The sequence below is a fragment of the Chitinophaga tropicalis genome, assembly GCF_009758205.1.
In the GTDB taxonomy this organism is placed as follows: Bacteria; Bacteroidota; Bacteroidia; order Chitinophagales; family Chitinophagaceae; genus Chitinophaga; species Chitinophaga tropicalis.
On sequence record NZ_WRXN01000014.1, the window covers coordinates 71,129 to 91,612 of the forward strand.

Genomic DNA, 20,484 nt, shown 5'->3' on the forward strand with positions numbered 1-20,484 from the left:
ATGAAATTTGCCGACGTCATACTGCCCCTGGCATTGCCAAAGAATTATACCTACACGGTACCGCCTGAAATGGAAGGCACCGTGAAGGCAGGCAGCCGTGTGGCCGTACAACTGGGCAAACAGAAAAAGTATGCAGGAATTGTAAAGTCAGTACACGAACAGCCGCCGGCCAATTATAAGACCAAACCCCTGCTGGACGTACTGGATAAAGACCCGGTAGTATATCCTACCCAGCTTTCTTTCTGGCAATGGTTATCGTCCTATTACATGTGTACAGAAGGAGAGGTCCTGAATGCAGCATTGCCGGCACACCTTAAGCTCTCCAGTGAAACGCTGCTGTTGTTCAACGATGCTTACGGTGATGATTTTTCCGCTCTGGACGATGATGAATACCTGGTAGCCGAAGCCCTCCATATCAGGAAAGAATTACGTATTGACGAAGTACAGCTCATCCTTGATAAATCTGACGTTTACTCCGTCATCAAAGAACTGCTGGAAAAGAAAGTACTGCTGGTGTATGAAGAGCTGAAGGAAGTCTATAAAGAGAAGAAAGAGAACTTCGTACAACTGCATGCACAATATGAAGATGAAGAACAACTGGCGCCCCTCTTCAACGAACTGGCCAAAGCACCCAAACAAATGGAGCTGCTGCTGGCTTACCTGCACCTGATTAAAACACAGGGCAGCGTGCTGCAGAGTGAGTTACTGAAGAAGTCCGGCGCTACCGTTGCCCAGCTGAAAGGGCTGGTGGAGAAGAATATACTCTGGGTGGAAAAGAGAACGGTAGACAGGGTGCCGGGAGGAGGAAAAATAGAGGTACAGATAGATTTCAGCCTCAGCCCCGCCCAGGAAAAAGCCCTGTCTGAAGTAAGACGCAACTTTGAAGAGAAACCGGTTACCTTGCTGCATGGTGTTACCTCCAGCGGGAAAACCCAGTTATATGTAAAACTGATCGAAGAGTATGTGGCAAAAGGAAAACAGGTGCTTTACCTGTTGCCAGAAATAGCGCTGACAGCACAGATCATCCGCCGTTTACAGAAACATTTCGGAAATAAGATAGGCATCTACCACTCCCGTTTCAATAATAATGAACGTGTGGAGATATGGAACAAGGTAAAGAGCGGAGAGCTGCAGATATTACTGGGCGCCCGTTCCAGCCTGTTACTGCCCTTCCGTGACCTGGGAATGATCATCCTGGACGAAGAGCATGATGCTTCCTATAAACAGCAGGACCCTGCCCCTCGCTATCACGCCAGGGATGCTGCCATTTATTATGCCGGCCTGTTCAGGGCCAAAGTACTGCTGGGATCTGCCACGCCATCACTGGAATCCTATTTCAATGCACAACAGGGCAAATATGGACTGGTGGAGCTGACAGAGCGTTTCGGCGGACTGGAAATGCCGCAGATAGAGATCATTGATGTGAAGAAAGAGCGTGCAGAAAAGAACATGGACGAGAACTTCACTCCGCAGCTGAAAGCCGCTATCAGCAACAGCATGGCCGCAGATAAACAGGTCATCCTGTTCCAGAACAGGAGAGGATATGCGCCTTTCCTGATGTGTACTACCTGCGGCTGGATCCCTAACTGTAAGAACTGTGACGTATCACTCACCTATCATCGTTACCAGGATAAACTGCACTGCCATTATTGCGGCACGCGCTACCCATACCCGCAAACCTGCGGCGCATGCGGCAGCCAGACAATGGTGACTAAAAGCTTCGGAACAGAGAAGATAGAAGACGACCTGCAGCAGGTGTTTCCCAAAGCACGCATTGCCCGTATGGACATGGACGCTGTAAGGAACAAGGACAGCCATAACAAAATGATCCAGCTGCTGGAACAGAAAGGAATAGACATACTGGTAGGTACGCAGATGGTAGTGAAAGGACTTGACTTTGAGAATGTGAACCTGGTAGGTATATTAAGTGCAGACAGCCTGCTGAGCTTCCCCGATTTCCGTGTCAACGAAAGGGCCTTCCAGTTGATGGAGCAGGTGAGCGGCCGCGCAGGACGTAAACATGGTCAGGGTAAGGTGATCATACAGGCCAGCAACACAAAACATCCTATCCTGCATTATGTGACCATGCACGATTATAAAGCAATGTATGCAGCTGAAATAGCAGAGCGGCAACGCTTTGGCTATCCTCCTTTTTTCAGGTTGTTAAAGATCACTTTCAAGCATAAAGATCAGCAGATAGTAGAACAGGCGGCACAGGTGTTTGGCAACTGGGTAAGACCACATATTGGTCCGCGGTTGGTAGGGCCGGCAGCGCCATTGGTAGGACGTATAAGGAACAATTACCTGCAGGAAATGCTTGTCAAACTGCCCCGGGATACAAAAGTAATAACAGATACCAAGAGATTATTACAGGAACATTTCATAAAGCTGCAGGCAGAAAAGCAGTTCCGTTCGGTAGTTATTGTGCCGGATGTGGATTGCGTATAGATAGCTCCTGTATAGCATCAGATTCATAGATATGAACACCTGAAGGCCCCTCAGCAGCAGCGTTCACCATTGCCTGCGCTACATTAGACGCTTTTATAGGCCTGTATTTTTTCCACCTCCCCTGCAGCAGGAAAAGGAACAACATTACCAGGCATTTTCCTAACCACTCCCCGAAACGGAATTCAGTACGTGCTCCCAGCAATATAGAAGGCCGGAAGATATGCAGTCCCGGGTACCCCAGCTGCTGTATGGCCTGTTCCACTTCCCCCTTGGTACGGGTATAGAAATTGCGGGCCCTCGCATTGGCGCCAACAGAAGAGATCAGCAGGAATTGCTGGGTGCCCTGCCGGCGGGCCAGGGTAGCGCATCTCACAGGAATATTAAAATCTACTTCCCTGAACTGCTCCTGGCTGCCTGCCTTACGGATAGTGGTACCTACACAGCAGAACAGCACATCTCCCTGCAGGGCCGGGGCCAGGGACTCTTCATCATTAAAATCCACGATAATGGGCGTCAGCCCCGGTCGTGGCTTAAGCGAAGGACTTCGTAACAGCACCTTTACATTACTGAAATGAGGATCATGCAGCAGCAAAGTAACAAGATGCCTTCCTGTAAGGCCGGTGGCCCCTATTACAACAGCAGTTTGAGACATGGTTTTATTATATTTGACGCTGAAACCTGAATAGCTTAAGCTATTCTAATTTACGATCATTATGAGTATAGTCGAAAATTATTCGCTCCGGCATTTAAATACATTTGGCATAGACGTGCAGGCCCGTTATTTCTCCGCTTTTTCCTCAGCAGCAGAACTGGAAAGCCTGCTCCGGGAAGGGCCGGCAGCTAACGGCATCCCTAACATGATCCTGGGCGGAGGCAGTAATATACTGCTCACCCGCAACTTTGACGGCTATGTGCTGAAGAATGAGATAAGCGGTATTGAGGTAGTAAGGGAAGATGACGCTCATATATACGTGAAGGTAGGGGCAGGCGTGAACTGGCACAGCTTTGTGATGGATTGTATTGCAAACAACAGGGCAGGACTGGAAAACCTCTCCCTCATACCTGGCAATGTAGGAGCCAGTCCCATGCAGAATATAGGAGCGTACGGAGTAGAAATAAAGGACAATTTCCATGAGCTGGAGGCATATCATTTACACGATCATGCCATTGTAACATTTGATAATGCCGCCTGTCATTTCGGTTACCGGGAAAGTGTTTTTAAAAGGCAATATAAAGGTCAGTTTGCTATTCTGTCGGTTACCTATCGCCTGAATAAAAATCCTCATTTTAATACCAGTTATGGCGCTATTGAAGAAGAACTGAAACATATGGGTATACAGGAGCTGTCTATCAAAACTATCAGCCAGGCAGTGATCAATATCCGTTCTTCCAAGCTGCCTGACCCGAAACAGATAGGCAATGCCGGTAGTTTCTTCAAGAATCCTACTGTTGATGCAGCTGTTTATGAACAGTTGAAAGCAGCGCATCCCAATATAGTGGCATATCCTGTGGAAGGAGGGCATTATAAGCTGGCAGCAGGCTGGCTGATAGAGCAATGTGGCTGGAAGGGCCGCCGTGAAGGAGATGCAGGGGTACATGCAAGACAGGCGCTGGTACTGGTGAACTATGGTAATGCTACCGGCCGTCAGATATATGACCTGTCACAGCAGGTATTGGATAGTGTGCAGGAACGGTTTGGTGTGGAACTGGAAAGAGAAGTGAATATAATTTAATTAGAATTTTTAACTGGCCGCAGGCCCGCTAAGCCGTGCGCAGCACAATTCCCCCTCTCAAAAAAGCGTTTTCGCCGAAGGCGAAAACGCTTTTTTTCCGCTATTTAGCAACAATATGTGCAATGATCTTATCCGCATGCTCCCTTGAATTCTCAATAAACCACACATGCGTATCCATTCCCCCGCAAACAACCCCCGCCAGGTAAATACCAGGCATATTCGTCTCCATCGTATCCGGGTTGTAGGAAGGATACTTCTTCCCATCTTTAGACAAATGAATACCAGCCTTTTCCAGGAAGCTGAAATTAGGCTGATAGCCTGTCAACGCCAGCACAAAATCGTTCTCAATAGTGATCAGTCCTTCAGGAGTAAGTATATCCACTTCATTTTCCCGTATAGCCTGTACATGTGAATGGTAATATGCTTTAATACTTCCCTCACTGATCCTGTTCTCAATATCAGGCTTTACCCAGTATTTCACACGTTTCCCGATACCTTCTTCCCTTATAACCATGGTCACCTGCGCACCTTTGCGGTAGGTCTCCAGTGCAGCATCCACAGAAGAATTATTGGCGCCTATAACAATTACTTTCTGTGCTGCATAGAAATGCGGGTCTTTATAGTAGTGATTGACTTTAGGAAGATTTTCTCCCGGTATATAGAGCATATTAGGAATGTCGTAAAAACCGGTAGCAATGATCACATGTTTTGCGGTGTAACTTGTTCTTTCCGTCTTCACCGTGTATTGCTGACCGTCTGGCAATATCTCTTCCACAGCTTCAAACAATCTGACGTTCAGATGATTGGAGATAGTGACACGGCGATAGTATTCCAGCGCTTCCGGGCGTACAGGCTTGGCGCTGATAGATACAAAGGGAATACCTCCTATTTCCAGTCTTTCGGAAGTAGAAAAGAAGGTCATATATAACGGGTAATTATAGAGAGAGTTGGTGAGGCAGCCTTTTTCCACTATCGTGTAGCTTAATCCTGCCTTCTTTGCTGCCAGCCCGCATGCCAGTCCTATCGGCCCGGCGCCTACGATCAGTATATCTAAAGTTTCCATAGCTATAAAATTACGAATCATAGCCCGGAATATCACTCATTTCACAACAGCCATTGCCACATGGTAATATTCATAGCCTTTCATTCCTGCTGCTTTTTCTTCACCATAGTACATTTTACGGATACTGTCTATATCCAGGTCATGCAGCAGCTGCATATTGTAAGAAGCGAGAAAGCCGTCAAGCTGCGCAGGGTTCAGGCCAAAGTTCCATTGCTCATTGCCCCGGCGTAGCAGCCTGGTGACATTAACAGCACCGGGAAATTTCTCCGGGTGTTTCCTTACTTCATTGTCTACATAAGTAAAGATGATGATGGTACCGGGTTTGAAGCGCTGAAAGTATTCGAATGCAATAGGCGCAACAGGAGCCGTAAGTGAGTTGGTAACACCTTCCCAGATGAAAAGTGTTTTATAATGTTCCATCTGAAAGATGAACGGTAGGATTTCTTCCAGTTTCTGACTGTGCAGATCTACTGACAGGTAATTGATCTGTGAGGCGTTATGCGCCGCAGGATCTGCCTTTTCCAGTTTTTTACGTTTAGTGCGCTGTATTTCCGGGTGATCTGTTTCCACAAACTGTATCCTTCTCCTGAGCAACAGGCGTAATGCCCTGGAGTCATAACCGGCGCCGAATATAATGACCTGGTTGATACCTTCATCCTGTATGGTGTTGACGGTCATAACATCTACCAGCCTTGTTCTTACGCTGCAGGCAGAGAGTGCGCCGGTCCAGTGTTTATTTATTATCCAGGAAATAAAACGGTTCATGAAACCGAGTCTGGAAAGCACTTCTACAGGTTTCAGTACAGGAGGGACAAACAGCTTTGCATACGGATCTGAAAACAGGCGTTGCTGTGAGGGGCGGTTAGATTCTATTGCGCGCAGTAATGCCAGATACTCCACTGCTTTGCTGGCTGGGACCAGGCTCATGATGTTGTACGTTTTAAAAAATGGGACTTAGTTTCTGATAACGTGTACGGCTTGACAAAGGGACATCAGTCCAGATATTGGTTGAAAATTTACAATTCATAAATGTAACAAATATTTTCATTCTGACATTTGAATTATAAACAAAAAGCCCCTGTCCGTAAGGACAGGGGCCTGTATATTTTAACTGATACTTCAGCTTAGAAGTGATATCTCACAAAAGCTTCCATAGCAGCATACTTCTGCAAACCTAACTGGTCATAGAGGTTAGCCGTATTAGCGTTACGGTCTTCAGCTCTTTCCCAGAACTCGCGCAGGTCAGTACCCTGGAAAGGCACCACGTCCTTCTGGCTCTGGTGAATGAAGATACCAAGGCGTTTCTGCAGCACCTGGTCAGGGCTCATTGGTACAGCCATTTCAATTTCATGGATGTTCCATTCCTGCCATGCACCTTTATACAGCCATACCCAGCAGTCTTTCATGAAATCTTCGTGTTTCAGTCTTTCCAGCGCTGCGAAGATGATATCCAGACATACTTTGTGTGTACCATGTGGATCTGCAAGGTCGCCGGCGCAATAGATCTGGTGAGGTTTTACTTCACGGATCAGATCTACGGTCAGCTGAACGTCTGCTTCACTCATAGGTTTCTTTTCTATCAGGCCTGTTTCATAGAAAGGCAGGTTCTGGTAGTGGATATTTTCTTCCGGAATACCTACGTAACGGCAGGTAGCTTTTGCTTCACCACGGCGTATCAGGCCTTTGATAGCGCGCAGTTCAGGCGTATCTTTCTGGCTTGGCTTTTTCACACGCAGGAAAGCTTTGGCATCTTCCAGTATCTGGGAGCTCTTGCTGCGGTCTATATCGAACATACCTTCAAAACCTACGGCAAAGTCGATAAAGCGCAGTGCAAATTCGTCTGTTACCGCGATGTTGCCGGAAGTCTGGTAAGCAACATGCACGTCATGTCCCTGCTCGTGCAGGCGGATAAAGGTACCACCCATAGAGATGATATCATCGTCCGGGTGAGGGGAGAAGATCAGTACACGTTTATGTAAAGGTTCAGAACGTTCGGGATGGCTGGGCAGCTGTGCACCAGGCTTACCGCCGGGCCATCCGGTGATGGTGTCACGGATGCCGTTGAACTCTTCGATGTTTAATTCATATGCTGAACCGTATTGTACGATCAGGTCGTTTAAACCATTTTCATTGTAATCCCTGTCTGTCAGCATGAGGATAGGCTTGTTCAGCTTCAGCGCCAGGTTGGTCACTGCTTTGCGGCGCAGATTGGGCGTCCATTCGCAGTCGCCCGTCAGCCATGGCTCTTTAAAGCGGGTCAGCTCTTCCGCAGCCTGCTCATCGATCACGAATTTGCAGTCAGGGTGTTGTTGCAGGAGAGAAGCAGGCACCTGGTCAGTGCTGTGCCCTTCTACAGCCTTACGTACAATTTTGGCTTTGTGAGTACCCCATGCAAGGAGTATAACACGTTTGGCTTTGAATATAGTGCTCAGACCCATGGTGATAGCCAGACGGGGTACCTGGCTCATGGTAGCAAATTCAAAAGCGTTTGCCTGCCTGGTAGCATTGTCCAGGGTAACCAGGCGGGTGTGCGAGGTCAGGGGAGAACCAGGCTCATTGAAACCGATATGGCCATTGGTACCGATGCCCAGGATCTGGATATCTATACCACCGGCAGCTTCAATACGACGCTCATATTCTAAAGCGTACTCTTTTACTTTTTCCTTTGGCAATGTGCCATCGGGAACAAAGTAATTGCCCGCCGGAATGTCAATGTGATTGAAGAGCTGCTCCTTCATGAACCTGTTGTAGCTTTGCAGCGCATCAGATTCAATGGGATAGTACTCGTCCAGGTTGAAAGTCAGCACGTTTTTGAAGCTGAGACCTTCTTCCTTGTGCAGGCGTACCAGTTCTGCATAAAGATACTTAGGGGTAGAGCCTGTAGCCAGCCCCAATACTACGTTTTGATTAGCGGCCTGTCTTGCCTTAATCAGTGCTGCTATTTCCTGCGCAACTGCTCTGGAACCTTCTTTAGCGGTAGGATGTATATCCACGGCTATCTGTTCGAAACTGTCAATCAGTTCAATTTCCTGATGATTAAGCGTCATGATTAGTGTTTTGGATTAGATGCGGTTTAAAAACGAGACGGAAAATTAAAAAAAATCTCTCTAACCACATAGGAAATTGTCATTTGTTAACGATTGCCGGCAATTTGTTAAATGTATAAGATACCCTTATCAGAGGCCCGGCCAGCGGGGTAAAACAGTGAAAGGCCCGGAGAGCACGTGTGGGATTATGTTAAAACAGTATCAGACATTGCTTTTTTAACACAAAGATGGGATTTATGACCTTAGTCAATGATTGCCGGCATATTTTTAATATTTTGTTGCCCGAAACGGATATCTCCGTACACTATTGAACTTTAGGAAAATCAGCAGAGACTCCACTTTAACAGGGAACAGTCAGACTTAATACTTAATAGAATAATGTATACAGGCTGGTATACATGAACAGATTGTAATGTTGGATCAGGCTACTATACAAATGCTGGCCGGAAGAGTGGCTACAGGGGATGAACAGGCTTACAGGGAGTTATTCCGGCATTTTTATAAACCGCTGGGCAAATTTGCAGTAACTATTGTCAAATCTGCCGAACAGGCGGAAGAAATAGCTTCAGATGTTTTTGTGAATATCTGGAAGAACAGGGAACGATTGCTGGAAATCGGCAACCTGAAAGTATACCTGTATGTGGCTACCAGGAATATGGCGCTGAATTACTTAAGTAAGCAGAAACTGCAGATATTCAACCTGGATGAGCTGAATGTAGATATGACGCTGGCTGATAATACCCCTGAACAGCTCATGATATCCGGTGAAATGGTGCGGAAAATGGCAGAAGCTGTGAATAAACTGCCGCCGCGTTGTAAGATCATCTATAAACTGGTGCGTGAAGATGGTTTGAAGTATAAGGAAGTGGCCAGTATACTTGATATTTCTGTTAATACCATAGATGTACAGATGGCTATTGCCTGTAAAAAGATCAGTGAATCACTCCGTCTTTATCTTCCTGAAAAATGATGTCTTTTATATAGTGCAGAGGGAAACTTCTCAAAAAAAACGCTTTCGCCGTGGGCGAAAGCGTTTTTTTTGAGAAGAAGGTGATTGGACCTGCGGTCGGCAATAAACTGAATGACAGAGGCACTGTTTTTTTAAAAAAATTAACTTTTTTTTAAAACGGCTTAGTAGATACCCCTCATTCCCCTGTCTTATCAATTGTAAAGCCCATTGAAAATTTTTATGAGTCAAGATAGAACCTGGTTATTACTTGGCAGGAAAATATCTGGTGAAGCTACTTTGGATGAATTACGGGAGTTGGAATTATTGCTGAAAGAGAATGCACATCTGAGCTATCAGGCGTCGCTGATGAAGGAACTGGAGATGAAAACACCGGACCTGACGGCAGCTACAGAGACTTTGCTGGAAAAGCACATGCAACGCATGCAAATGCTGTTTCCGGGCGATTTCCCTCCGGCTGCACATGAACAGGAGGAAGAAGAGCAAAGACCCCGCAGAAAAGGTGTCTGGATAATGGCAGTCACCGCCGCTATCCTGGCTGTGGCAGGAGGCATATGGGGCTTACGCACACCAAAGAAAACAGAAGGGCCGCAGCTGGTCAGCGAAATAACTACCCGCCACGGCTCAAGATCTAAAGTAACCCTGCCTGACGGTTCAACTGTACATCTGAACGTTAGCAGCAGGCTTACATACGATTACAGTAAAGACGACAGCCGGCAGGTAACACTGGATGGAGAAGCCTTTTTTGATGTGGAAAAAGATGAACAAAGGCCATTTGTGATCCATACCGGGAAAATGGACATCACTGTATTAGGCACTTCTTTCAACGTAAGGGCATATAAAGGAGATAAAACAACAGAAACCTCCCTGATACAGGGAAAGGTTGAGGTAACCATAAAAGGAGATATACTGAAAAAGGTAATACTGTCACCGTTACAGAAGATAGTATTGTACAACAGCCCGGAGCAGAAAACCGACAGGGTACCGGCAGCAGCACAACCGGAAAAAGAGGACTTCCATATAGGAGAAGTATCTGTCAGTCAGCAGGACAGCCTTGTAGCCGAAACTGCCTGGAAGGAGAACTACCTGGTATTTAACAACGAGCGTTTTGAAGAAATAGCAGTCAGGCTGGAACGCTGGTATGATATGCAGGTGGTATTTGAAGATGAAGATATGAAGCAGGCCCGGTTTACAGGCACTTTTATCAATGAAACAATCAGCGAAACTTTAGAGGCACTACGCTTTACCTCGCCTTTTCATTACACTATTGACAAAAAGAAGATAATCATCAAACGCTAAAAAGAAAATATTAATGTAACGCTTACGCAGGGGAAAAAAGAAAGGGGGCAATGCAGCACATAACCCCCTTCAACCAAGATCAAAAGGACAGGAGGTTTCATTTGGCGATGAGGCCTGTCCCGTATTTTATTGACCTTTTAACAATCTAAAAGTATGGAAAAAACCAGACTTAATCTGTTTCTTTTACCTAAACGGAAGTCTTTCCTAAAAGCAATTTTTTTAATGAAACTGGCCTTTCTTGTCGTTTTAGTTACCTGTTTACAGGTATCTGCCAGTGTTTATTCTCAACGGTTTACATTGAACCTGGAAGATGTGAAGCTGGCAAAACTGCTAAAACTCATTGAAAAACAAAGTGACTACCGCTTTGTATACAGCAATGACCTGATCTCTGCTGATACAAAGGTGACGGTAACTGTAACAGATAAGCCTGTTGAACAGGTGCTGAACCAGGCGCTGGCAAGCACCGGTCTCACTTACCGGGTCATGTCCAATAAGCTTGTGGGTATTGCGCCCAAAGCAGAAGTGATCGACGATATTAAAGTGAAAGGCCGGGTGACGGATGAAAGCGGCTCTCCTCTTATAGGTGTGAGCGTACGCGTACAGAAAACCGGTAAAGGCACTACTACCAACGCAAACGGTGAATATGAAATAGAAGTACCTTCTACAGGTATGCTCGTGTTCAGCTACATGGGTCACGTAGACCAGGAGGTAGCCGTGAAAGGCCGCGGAACTGTCAGCATCGTGCTGCAACAGGACACGAAAGGTCTGAACGAAGTAGTGGTAATTGCCTATGGTACCGCCAACCGTAAAACATTTACCGGCTCACTGACGCAGATAGAATCCAAAGACCTGCAGACACGCCCCGTTACCAATGCCTTCAACGCACTGGAAGGCGCTGCTCCCGGTATACAGGTGAACTCCGGCAGCGGACAACCAGGCGATGGCCCTTCCATCCGCATCCGCGGTATAGGCTCCATCAACGCCTCCAGCGAACCGCTGTATGTTGTTGACGGTGTGCCCTTCAGCGGAGATATCTCCTCTATCAGCGCTGACGATATTGAAAGTATGTCCCTGCTGAAAGACGCTTCTTCTTCTGCGCTTTACGGTGCACGCGCCGCCAACGGCGTAGTGATCATCACGACCAAAAAAGGAAAACGCAACGGTCATCATATCCAGTTTAAAGCAATGCAGGGCGTTACCGGCCGCGCTATACCTGAATATGACCGCGTGAACGCATATGAGTATTATCCGCTGATGTGGGAAGCATACCGTAACAGCCTTGTATCATCCACCGTTACATTGGAACAGGCCAGCCAGACCGCTTCAAATGATATCAAGAACAGGCTGGGTTATAACCCTTTCAACGTGGCAGACAACGCCATCGTTGGCACAGACGGTAAAATAAACCCTGATGCAAAACTGAAATATGCAGATGACCTGGACTGGACAAAAGCAGTACAGCGCACCGGCAGCCGTGGCGACTATGGCATCAGCTTCAACGGCGGTTCTGATAAAAGCGATTACTTCATCTCCCTGGGTTATGTGAAAGAGAAAGGTTTCGTTATGAAATCAGACTTTGAAAGGGTGAATGGCCGTATCAACCTCAATACCAATCCGCTGAAATGGTTTAAAACCGGTATCAACGCAAACGGTTCCTTTATCAGGACCAACCAGGGTAATACTGTAGATAACAGCTCATCTTACATCAACCCGTTCAACTTTACCCGGAACATGGGGCCTATTTATCCTATACATAAACACGACGCTACCACAGGTGAATATGTACTGGACGAATTTGGTAAGAAGATCTATGACCTGGGCGATGCAAGACCTGCAGGCGCCTTCGCCGGCCGTCACGTGATCCAGGAAACTGAACTGAACAACAACAGCTTTAAAAGGAACACATTCTCTGCCAGAACTTATGGTGAGGTTTCTTTCCTGCGCGACTTCAAATTCACTACCAATATCAGTGTAGATGTACAGAACGACCTGGTATCTACTTACGACAACACCACAGTAGGCGATGGCGCTCCTGCAGGAAGGGCCAGCCGCACCAACCGTACCCGGACCGGCTTTACCTTCAACCAGTTGCTGAACTACAACCGTTCCTTTGGTCTGCACAACATCGAAGTGCTGGCAGGTCATGAGAACTACGATTTCACCTACAACTACCTGTATGGTGCAAGACAGCAGGTGATCATCGACGGCAGCTCTTCAGAACTGGCCAACTTCACCACCACCAACTCACTCACCTCCCGTACTGACAAATACCGTACAGAAGGATACCTGAGCCGTGCCAACTATAACTATAACGAGAAATACTTCCTGTCTGCTTCCCTGCGCCGCGATGGTACCAGCCGTTTCTCCAAAGACCTGAGATGGGGTAATTTCTGGTCAGTAGGCGCTGGCTGGCGACTGGACAGCGAGCGTTTCATGGAAGGTACCACCAACTGGCTGGACATGCTGAAAGTACGTTCCTCTTACGGTTCTGTAGGTAATGACGCATTGCTGGACGCTGATCTGGACCCTATCTACTACGCATGGCAGGCTTTATACGAGCCCCGCGCCAATGCTGACGAACCAGGCGTATTGCAGACCACCCTGTCCAGCAACCTGGTATGGGAACAGAATAAAACATTTGATGCAGGCGTAGACTTCGGCTTCCTCAAAAACCGCATCACCGGTAGCTTTGAGTTCTTCCGCCGCCAGTCTTCCAACCTGTTGTTCCGTGTACCACTGCCTTTATCTACCGGCCTGGTGGAAAGGAATGAGAACGTAGGTACCATGTGGAACCGTGGTTTTGAAGTGCAGTTAGGTATTGAGATAATCCGTAAGAAAGATTTCAAATGGAGACTGGACCTGAATGCTACTACTTATAAAAACCAGGTTACCAAACTGCCTAAAGACGAGATCATCAACGGTACTAAAAAGCTGATGGTAGGCCACTCACAGTATGACTACTGGCTGCGTGAATACTATGGTGTAGATCCTGATGATGGTGCTCCGCTATACAGGGCGCTCAATACAGCTGCTTCCAGCAACCGTATCACCAAGAGCGGAGATACTGTTACCACTTCTGTAAGCAATGCTAAATATCACTATGCCGGTAGTGCTATTCCTGATGTATATGGTGGTTTCACAAACACTTTCAGCTATAAGAACTTTGAATTGTCTGTACTGGTAAGCTACCAGATAGGTGGTAAAGTATACGACCAGACCTATCTGGGCCTCATGCACGGTGGTACCTACGGTGCTGCATTGCATAAAGACGCGCTGAAACGCTGGCAGAAAGCAGGCGATGTTACTGACGTGCCTAAATTCAATAACGGTAACCTGACCAACATTGCTGCAGGTACTTCAGACCGCTGGCTGGTAGATGCCTCCTACATTAACCTGAGAAGGGTGAGCCTGGGATATACCCTGCCAAAAGTATATACTTCCATGCTACACCTGACCAGCGCCAACATCTTTGTAAGCGGTGAAAACCTCTTCCTGAAAACAGCGCGTAAAGGTATGAACGTAACCCAGGCATTTACAGGGGTAACATCCAACGTATATGTACCGGCTCGTATCATCACCATGGGTATTAATGTTGCACTTTAAAAACGGACATCCACATGACTAAGAAATTATTATATATACTTATAGCCATACCGGCACTACTTTTTACAGCCTGTAAAAAGGACTACCTGGACACTACACCAACCGATTACTATCCTTCTGAAACCGTGTTTACATCGGTAGCTAACGGATGGGCCGCTATCAACGGTATTCACCGCTCCCTCTACATCCAGTACGATGCGCAGGACCAGGGCGGACAGGGCAGCATCATGATCATGAACGATATGCTGGGTGAAGACCTGGTAATGACAGCTGCCGGTAACGGATGGTTCAATGCTACTTACCAGTGGACCATGCACCGCACTTCTTCTGCCACTTTCCTGAAGTTCTCTTACCTGTTCTACTATAAGGTCATCTCCAATGCCAATATGATCATCAACAACATCAATGGCGTACCGGGCGATGATACAGAGAAGAAGAATATCCGCGGACAGGCACAGGCTTACCGTGCATGGGCTTACCTGGCGCTGGTACAGCAGTTTGGTAAACGTTATGTAGCCGGTACTGCAAATGCACAATTGGGTGTTCCCATTGTACTGGACGCGACTACTACAGGACAGCCAAGAGCTACTGTAGGCGCTGTTTACACCCAGATCGTAAAAGACATAGATTCTGCTGTTATTAACTTAGATGGTTTTTCATCCAACAATTCCCACATCAGCGGTAAAGTGGCAAAAGGTATCAGGGCACGTGTAGCGCTGGCTATGCAGGACTGGGCCACAGCTGCCGATTATGCAAAACAGGCAAGAGAAGGTTATGTGCTGATGAGCAATGACGAGTACAAACTGGGCTTCAATGATTATGGTAACAGGGAATGGATGTGGGGTAGTCATCAGAACTCTGAGCAGACCACCTATTTCTATTCATTCTTTGCTTATATGTCTGCCAATTTCAACTCTACCAATATCAGGACCAACCCTAAGGCTATCAATTCTGCGCTGTATGGAAAAATCTCTGCTACAGACGTTCGTAAGTCTATGTGGAGTGTAACAGGTGCTGATGTACCCGTTCCTTCCGGTGGTGTGAAAAAGGCTTATGCCAATAAGAAATTCCTGGCAGCCAGCTCCAGCAGCAGCATTGGTGACGTGCCTTTAATGCGCGCTGCTGAAATGTACCTGATAGAAGCAGAAGCAAATGCAAGGCTGGGACAGGATGCCGCTGCTGCAGATGCCTTGTACACTCTGGCTGTAAACCGTGACCCTGCTTATACCAGGAGCACTAATACCGGCGATGCGTTGTTACAGGAAATACTGATACAGCGCCGTATAGAGCTGTGGGGCGAAGGCTTCCGTTTTACTGATCTGAAGCGCCAGCATCTGCCACTGGACAGGACCGGCGCTAACCATACTGCTGCCTTAACAGCTAACGTTCTTCAGGTAGGAGCTGATGACATCCGTTGGGATTTCCTTTTCCCTCAGGATGAGATCAACGCCAACAAGGCTATCATTCAGAACGATATTTAATTTCTTATGCGCGCAGTTCTTAGCTGCGCGCAAGGCAAAAAGAATTCCCTCTGAGGGAACAAAATCTAACCTGATATGAATAAAAAAGCTTCCGGTCACGGAAGCTTTTTCTTTATCATTTATTAGCAGCTGCTGTTGCCAGCTCTCTTATCTTCTTCACATCTTCCACCTGCGTCAGCGAAATACCATATTCCGGTACTCCCGGTATCCCACCCATACTTACATTAGGATTCCTGTACACCATTCCGCTCTCTTCATAAGCCCTTGCAGTAGTATGAAATTCCACAGCCCCTGTTTCCTGTACCAGCTGGGTGATATTGTTAACACGTACCCCGGACCCTACCATAATAGCTATACGGCCCTCAGCTTTCTCTACCAGTGTTTTCAGTAAAGGAATGCCTTCTATAGCGGTATTCCGTTGCCCGGAGGTTAAGATACGCTCACAACCGGTGGAGATCACATCTTCAAGTGCCTGCAACGGATCTTCCGTCATATCAAAAGCACGGTGAAAGGTCACGCCCATAGGCCATGCCAGTTCTACCAGGGCTTTGGTGCGCGGTACATCTATTTTACCATCGGCAGTCAGCAATCCTATCACCACACCGTTACAGCCTAATTCTTTGCAGAGCTGTATATCTTTCTGCATGATGGCATATTCCAGGTCGTCATAGAGGAAGTCGCCCCCACGTGGCCGGATAATAGGGTAGAGGTCTATTTTCACCTTTTCCCTTGCAATGGCGATAGTGGCATAGCTGGGGGTAGTGCCGCCTTCCAGCAGGTTATCGCACAGTTCTATACGGGATGCCCCGCCTGCTTCTGCTGCAATGCAGGAAGCTACAGAACCGGCGCATATTTCGAGTGTTATTTTCTTGCTCATTCTCCGGATCAGAAATAATGTTTGCCATCTATCAGTACGTTGTTCTCTTTCTCAGACAGTACTGCATAGTTAAATCCTTTCTGCAGGCAGTAAGCGCCGTGCTGGCCTTTTTTGTTGATAGCCAGGAAACCTACCTGCAGGCCTTTGGCACGGGCAGGATTCTTTTTCACGATGCGGGTCACTGCTTCTTTGCAGGCATTCTCGGGAGAGTATCCCTGCCGCATCAGTTCCACTACCAGGAAGCTGCCTACCACGCGTATCACCTCCTCGCCAACACCGGTAGAAGTGGCCGCGCCTACTTCATTGTCTACATACAGACCTGCGCCGATAATAGGAGAGTCTCCTACACGGCCGTGCATTTTATATGCCATACCGCTAGTGGTGCAGGCGCCTGACAGGTTACCGTCGGCATCCAGTGCCACCATGCCAATAGTGTCGTGATTGTATACGTTTCCGGGCAGTGTCAGCGGGCTGAAAGTGGTTTCTTTACCGGCGCCATAAGAACTGTTCTCTATGTTCATAATGGGCTTGTATTCGGATTTTTTCAGCCACTCTTTCCAGGCCTTTTCAGATTCCGGGGTGAGCAGGTTCTCTTTTTTGAAACCGTTGGCCAGTGCAAACTGTAGTGCGCCGTCGCCCACCAGCATGACATGCGGTGTTTTCTCCATTACGGCACGGGCAACAGAGATAGCGTGTACCACGTGTTCCAGTGCAGCTACGGAACCACAGTTGCCCAGCTCATCCATGATACAGGCGTCCAGTGTAACGCGGCCGTCACGGTCAGGATAGCCGCTGTAACCTACTGTGTGGTTGTTGGGATCTGCTTCCGGTATGCGTACACCGGCTTCTACGGCATCCAGTGCACGGCCGCCCTTTTTGAGGACTTCCCAGGCTGCTTCGTTGGCAGCGCGACCAAAATCCCAGGTAGAAACCACTACTGGTTTTGCTTTACCGCCTTTTACATAAGGCGCCGCATGTGCGGGGGTAGATGTAATGCCATCTAAAGATAAAGCAGCGGCACCAAGGGCCGCTGCTTTAAGGAAATGTCTGCGATCTTGCATAATGCTTTATTTATGAAACCGAATCATCATTTCTGCAAATTTAGTCTTTCATCTCCCATGCCAGTGCGCTTGCACCCAGGATGGCTGCATCGCTTTCCTTCAGCTCGGAGAAGACCAGTTTCACTTTGTTCTGGAAAATAGGAAGGAGGTTCTTTTCCATGTGTTCACGTACGGGCTTCATGATCATGTCTCCGGCTTTTGTCAGGCCGCCAAACAGGATAATAGCTTCCGGACTGGAGAACATCACGAAGTTGGCGAGCGCCTCACCCAGTATTTTACCGGTAAATTCATAGACTTCTGTGGCCAGCGGATCGCCTTTCATAGCAGCCTCATATATCAGTTTTGAATTGATCTCTTCTTTCGGATGATCACGGAGCAGGCTCTTAACGTCAGGGCGGTTAGCCAGGAACTCAAGCGCAGTGTTGGTTACACCTGTTGCAGAAGCATATGCTTCCAGGGAACCGTGAGCGCCGGTGCCGGGATGGTAACGGCCGCCTGGTATTACGATACAGTGACCCAGCTCGCCGGCAAAGCCGTCGTGACCGTAGATCAGCTGTCCGTTGGCAACAATACCGCTACCTACGCCTGTACCCAGGGTGATCACGATAAAGTCCTTCATACTTCTGGCAGCACCATACTGGAATTCACCCAGGGCAGCCGCATTGGCGTCGTTAGTGAGAATAGCAGGTACTCCGAATTTTTCCGACAGCAATTTCGCCAATGGAATAACGCCTTTCCAGCGTAGGTTTGGAGCATATTCGATGTTCCCGGTATAGAAGTTACCATTGGGAGCGCCTACACCAATTCCCCTGATACTGTCAATACCGCCCACCTGCTCGATCAAAGGCGCCAGATTATCATGTAATTCGTCCAGGAATCCGTGTACATCTTCGTGTTGATTTGTAAGCATACGACCATCACACAGAATATTACCTCTGCGATCTACTATGCCAAACTTTGTATTGGTTCCTCCAATATCAATGCCCACCGCTAATTGCTGACTCATAATCTATTCCCTGTGATTTTAATATGTTTTTAACTCTGAATGCAAAGAAAGCCAGGTATGCAAAGCATACAACCGGTATAATATAAGAATGATGAATGCCGATGAACGGAATATCTGCCAGACCACCCTGAACAGGAGGTACCAGAGAACCACCCAGGATCATGAGGATCAGGAACGAAGAGCCCTGGCTGGTATATTTTCCCAGACCGGCAATAGACAGTGCAAAGATGCAGGACCACATCACGGAGCAGAATAAACCGCCGCTGATGAAGGCGAATATAGCTACAGGACCGGATGTCATTAACCCGATAACCATAGCCATTATACCCAGCAGTGCAAATATCATCAGGGTCTTGGCAGGTTTGTCCTGGCCGGCAAAGAAACCTATGATCTGTACTACAAGCACTCCTGCATAAGGATATAATACACTAACATCTGTGCCTTTTAAATGGTTGGCGCCTAGCACCACACCATAAGCAATGAACGGAACGATAACTGACAATACCTTGCGGGTCTTCTCAGAAATATTGAACACCGTAATGGCGCCTGTCCACCTGCCCACCATCATACTACCCCAGAAAAGGGATACATAAGGGTCTATCTGCGATTCCGATAAACCATCCAGTGTCAGGAAACCAGGATGCTTCAGCAGGGCGCCCATGTTGCTGGCAATGGTCACTTCCACGCCAACATACACGAAAATAGCTATCATGCCCAGGATCAGCTGAGGGTATTTCATAGCGCCCCAGCCATCGCCACCGCTGTTTTTGGCGGTCAGCCTGGCATAGAACAATATACCCAGGATACCTACTATACCTGTTACAAAGAAAGGCAGTTCCTTTTTCAAGGCTATACCCAGCATGATCAGCACAAACATACCTGTGATACCCGTAAGGGCGCCACTGGCTTTGGGCGACTGCTCAAAAGGCTCGTCAGAAGTGCCTTTAGGCATTTTCGAGAACCAGAATATAACCGCTGCTACCAGGAACAGCGCTATCAGCAGGATATACAGGCTGTTGATCTTACTGATATCAGTTTCTGCCGCGGCCGACGCATCTTTTGCAGAACCGAACAACAGGATACTTACGATAAGCGGACCAATAGTAGTACCAAACGAGTTAATACCACCCGCCAGGTTCAGACGATGGGTACCCTTGGCAGGATCTCCCAGCAGAATGGCAAACGGGTTGGCAGCTGTCTGTTGTAAAGAAAAGCCCAGCGCTACGATAAAGAATGCGCCGAGAATAAGGTAAAAGGCATAGGTGGTGTTTTCCATACCATTCCCGATGTTCACCGCAGCTATCAGCGCTGCAGCCCCTACGACTGAAATAAGCAGTCCATAGATAATACCTTTCTGGTAGCCGATCTTGTTAAGAATATCGATGCCCCGGATTGCTGAAAACAGGTAAAGCAATAAGGAACCGATAAAGTAAGCGCCATAGAACGAGAAATCGATCAGCTGAGACTCCAGCTGGTTCAAGTGGAAATGAGACTTACAAAAGGGGATAAATATGCTGTTGGAAGCAGCTACAAAACCCCAGAAAAAAAATACAAGTATCAGTACAAAGAAAGATGGATGTGTACTTTGCTTTGTTTGTTGAACCATAAACGTGTTAAATTACTGTAATTTTTGCCCGATAAATGTATAAATTATTTTTCGAGAATTCCTAAATTTTCAAGAAAAATGTGCCTATTTTTCTGATGCAAAAACGTTTTAGCTAATATGTTGTAAAATTTCTATCTTGGACAAATAAAAATTGATTAATTGCTAAGAAGAAAGCCGGGAAGTGTACTATTTGAACTATTTAACATGTAAATTTAGCATCTGTCAACCGGGAAGCGGGAATTAGTCGTTGTTTATTATGAAATGCGAAGTTAGTTAACTAAGTTCGCGAGTAT

Annotated in this window: 14 protein-coding genes; 6 read left to right on the forward strand and 8 right to left on the reverse strand. The window is 47.2% G+C overall.

Annotation, left to right across the window (positions count from 1 at the left end; all coding sequences use genetic code 11):
- A complete protein-coding gene (priA, locus tag GO493_RS24915) occupies positions 1 to 2,448 on the forward strand; it encodes a replication restart helicase PriA (RefSeq protein ID WP_157308951.1) in 2,448 nt (815 codons plus the stop codon).
- Here the strand turns inward: priA and GO493_RS24920 are convergent.
- Positions 2,420 to 3,100 carry an oxidoreductase gene (locus GO493_RS24920; RefSeq protein WP_157308952.1) on the reverse strand — a complete coding sequence of 227 codons (681 nt, stop codon included), beginning with the start codon at positions 3,098 to 3,100 and terminating at the stop codon, positions 2,420 to 2,422. The two genes, priA and GO493_RS24920, sit on opposite strands and share 29 nt — an antisense overlap.
- A gap of 61 nt (positions 3,101 to 3,161) precedes the next feature.
- Here GO493_RS24920 and murB point away from each other — a divergent pair, with 61 nt between their 5' ends.
- Positions 3,162 to 4,181 carry a UDP-N-acetylmuramate dehydrogenase gene (gene murB / locus GO493_RS24925; RefSeq protein ID WP_157308953.1) on the forward strand — a complete coding sequence of 340 codons (1,020 nt, stop codon included), beginning with the start codon at positions 3,162 to 3,164 and terminating at the stop codon, positions 4,179 to 4,181.
- 100 nt (positions 4,182 to 4,281) lie between these two features.
- Here murB and GO493_RS24930 read toward each other — a convergent pair whose 3' ends face one another.
- The 3 genes from GO493_RS24930 to nagB form a co-directional block, all read right to left on the reverse strand.
- Positions 4,282 to 5,244: a YpdA family putative bacillithiol disulfide reductase gene (locus GO493_RS24930; RefSeq protein ID WP_157308954.1), complete on the reverse strand. Its 963-nt coding sequence runs from the start codon at positions 5,242 to 5,244 to the stop codon at positions 4,282 to 4,284.
- A 36-nt stretch (positions 5,245 to 5,280) separates the two neighbouring features.
- On the reverse strand, positions 5,281 to 6,171 hold the full coding sequence (locus GO493_RS24935; RefSeq protein ID WP_157308955.1) for a class I SAM-dependent methyltransferase: 891 nt from the start codon (positions 6,169 to 6,171) through the stop codon (positions 5,281 to 5,283).
- Positions 6,172 to 6,368: 197 nt separating this feature from the next.
- Complete coding sequence (nagB, locus tag GO493_RS24940) at positions 6,369 to 8,291, reverse strand: glucosamine-6-phosphate deaminase (RefSeq protein ID WP_157308956.1); 1,923 nt, start codon at positions 8,289 to 8,291, stop codon at positions 6,369 to 6,371.
- Positions 8,292 to 8,703: 412 nt separating this feature from the next.
- Here nagB and GO493_RS24945 point away from each other — a divergent pair, with 412 nt between their 5' ends.
- The 4 genes from GO493_RS24945 (at position 8,704) to GO493_RS24960 (ending at position 15,641) form a co-directional block, all read left to right on the forward strand.
- On the forward strand, positions 8,704 to 9,261 hold the full coding sequence (locus tag GO493_RS24945; protein ID WP_157308957.1) for an RNA polymerase sigma-70 factor: 558 nt from the start codon (positions 8,704 to 8,706) through the stop codon (positions 9,259 to 9,261).
- Positions 9,262 to 9,480: 219 nt separating this feature from the next.
- A complete protein-coding gene (locus tag GO493_RS24950) occupies positions 9,481 to 10,557 on the forward strand; it encodes a FecR family protein (protein ID WP_157308958.1) in 1,077 nt (358 codons plus the stop codon).
- A gap of 222 nt (positions 10,558 to 10,779) precedes the next feature.
- On the forward strand, positions 10,780 to 14,160 hold the full coding sequence (locus GO493_RS24955) for a TonB-dependent receptor (RefSeq protein ID WP_232539037.1): 3,381 nt from the start codon (positions 10,780 to 10,782) through the stop codon (positions 14,158 to 14,160).
- A 14-nt stretch (positions 14,161 to 14,174) separates the two neighbouring features.
- A complete protein-coding gene (locus GO493_RS24960; RefSeq protein ID WP_157308960.1) occupies positions 14,175 to 15,641 on the forward strand; it encodes a RagB/SusD family nutrient uptake outer membrane protein in 1,467 nt (488 codons plus the stop codon).
- A 115-nt stretch (positions 15,642 to 15,756) separates the two neighbouring features.
- Here the strand turns inward: GO493_RS24960 and GO493_RS24965 are convergent, their stop codons facing one another.
- From GO493_RS24965 to GO493_RS24980, 4 genes are read right to left on the reverse strand one after another with little or no spacing between them, the layout of a single operon-like run.
- Positions 15,757 to 16,518, reverse strand: coding sequence for a copper homeostasis protein CutC (locus tag GO493_RS24965; RefSeq protein ID WP_157308961.1), 762 nt, complete (start codon positions 16,516 to 16,518; stop codon positions 15,757 to 15,759).
- A gap of 8 nt (positions 16,519 to 16,526) precedes the next feature.
- Positions 16,527 to 17,579 carry a N(4)-(beta-N-acetylglucosaminyl)-L-asparaginase gene (locus tag GO493_RS24970; RefSeq protein WP_157308962.1) on the reverse strand — a complete coding sequence of 351 codons (1,053 nt, stop codon included), beginning with the start codon at positions 17,577 to 17,579 and terminating at the stop codon, positions 16,527 to 16,529.
- Positions 17,580 to 17,619: 40 nt separating this feature from the next.
- Positions 17,620 to 18,585 (reverse strand): ROK family protein, encoded by a 966-nt coding sequence (locus GO493_RS24975; protein ID WP_157308963.1) that lies wholly within the window; start codon positions 18,583 to 18,585, stop codon positions 17,620 to 17,622.
- Complete coding sequence (locus GO493_RS24980; protein WP_157308964.1) at positions 18,557 to 20,191, reverse strand: MFS transporter; 1,635 nt, start codon at positions 20,189 to 20,191, stop codon at positions 18,557 to 18,559. The genes GO493_RS24975 and GO493_RS24980 overlap by 29 nt, the downstream gene beginning before the upstream one ends.
- Positions 20,192 to 20,484 lie beyond the last annotated feature (293 nt).

Bases quoted from the DNA above. Each gene is read 5' to 3' on its own strand.
- GO493_RS24970 (WP_157308962.1), bottom strand. From the start codon at position 17,579: ATGCAAGATCGCAGACATTTCCTTAAAGCAGCGGCCCTTGGTGCCGCT.
- GO493_RS24960 (WP_157308960.1), top strand. From the start codon at position 14,175: ATGACTAAGAAATTATTATATATACTTATAGCCATACCGGCACTACTT.
- GO493_RS24930 (WP_157308954.1), bottom strand. From the start codon at position 5,244: ATGGAAACTTTAGATATACTGATCGTAGGCGCCGGGCCGATAGGACTG.
- GO493_RS24955 (WP_232539037.1), top strand. From the start codon at position 10,780: ATGAAACTGGCCTTTCTTGTCGTTTTAGTTACCTGTTTACAGGTATCT.
- GO493_RS24950 (WP_157308958.1), top strand. From the start codon at position 9,481: ATGAGTCAAGATAGAACCTGGTTATTACTTGGCAGGAAAATATCTGGT.
- nagB (WP_157308956.1), bottom strand. From the start codon at position 8,291: ATGACGCTTAATCATCAGGAAATTGAACTGATTGACAGTTTCGAACAG.
- murB (WP_157308953.1), top strand. From the start codon at position 3,162: ATGAGTATAGTCGAAAATTATTCGCTCCGGCATTTAAATACATTTGGC.
- GO493_RS24980 (WP_157308964.1), bottom strand. From the start codon at position 20,191: ATGGTTCAACAAACAAAGCAAAGTACACATCCATCTTTCTTTGTACTG.
- priA (WP_157308951.1), top strand. From the start codon at position 1: ATGAAATTTGCCGACGTCATACTGCCCCTGGCATTGCCAAAGAATTAT.
- GO493_RS24965 (WP_157308961.1), bottom strand. From the start codon at position 16,518: ATGAGCAAGAAAATAACACTCGAAATATGCGCCGGTTCTGTAGCTTCC.
- GO493_RS24920 (WP_157308952.1), bottom strand. From the start codon at position 3,100: ATGTCTCAAACTGCTGTTGTAATAGGGGCCACCGGCCTTACAGGAAGG.
- GO493_RS24975 (WP_157308963.1), bottom strand. From the start codon at position 18,585: ATGAGTCAGCAATTAGCGGTGGGCATTGATATTGGAGGAACCAATACA.
- GO493_RS24935 (WP_157308955.1), bottom strand. From the start codon at position 6,171: ATGAGCCTGGTCCCAGCCAGCAAAGCAGTGGAGTATCTGGCATTACTG.
- GO493_RS24945 (WP_157308957.1), top strand. From the start codon at position 8,704: ATGTTGGATCAGGCTACTATACAAATGCTGGCCGGAAGAGTGGCTACA.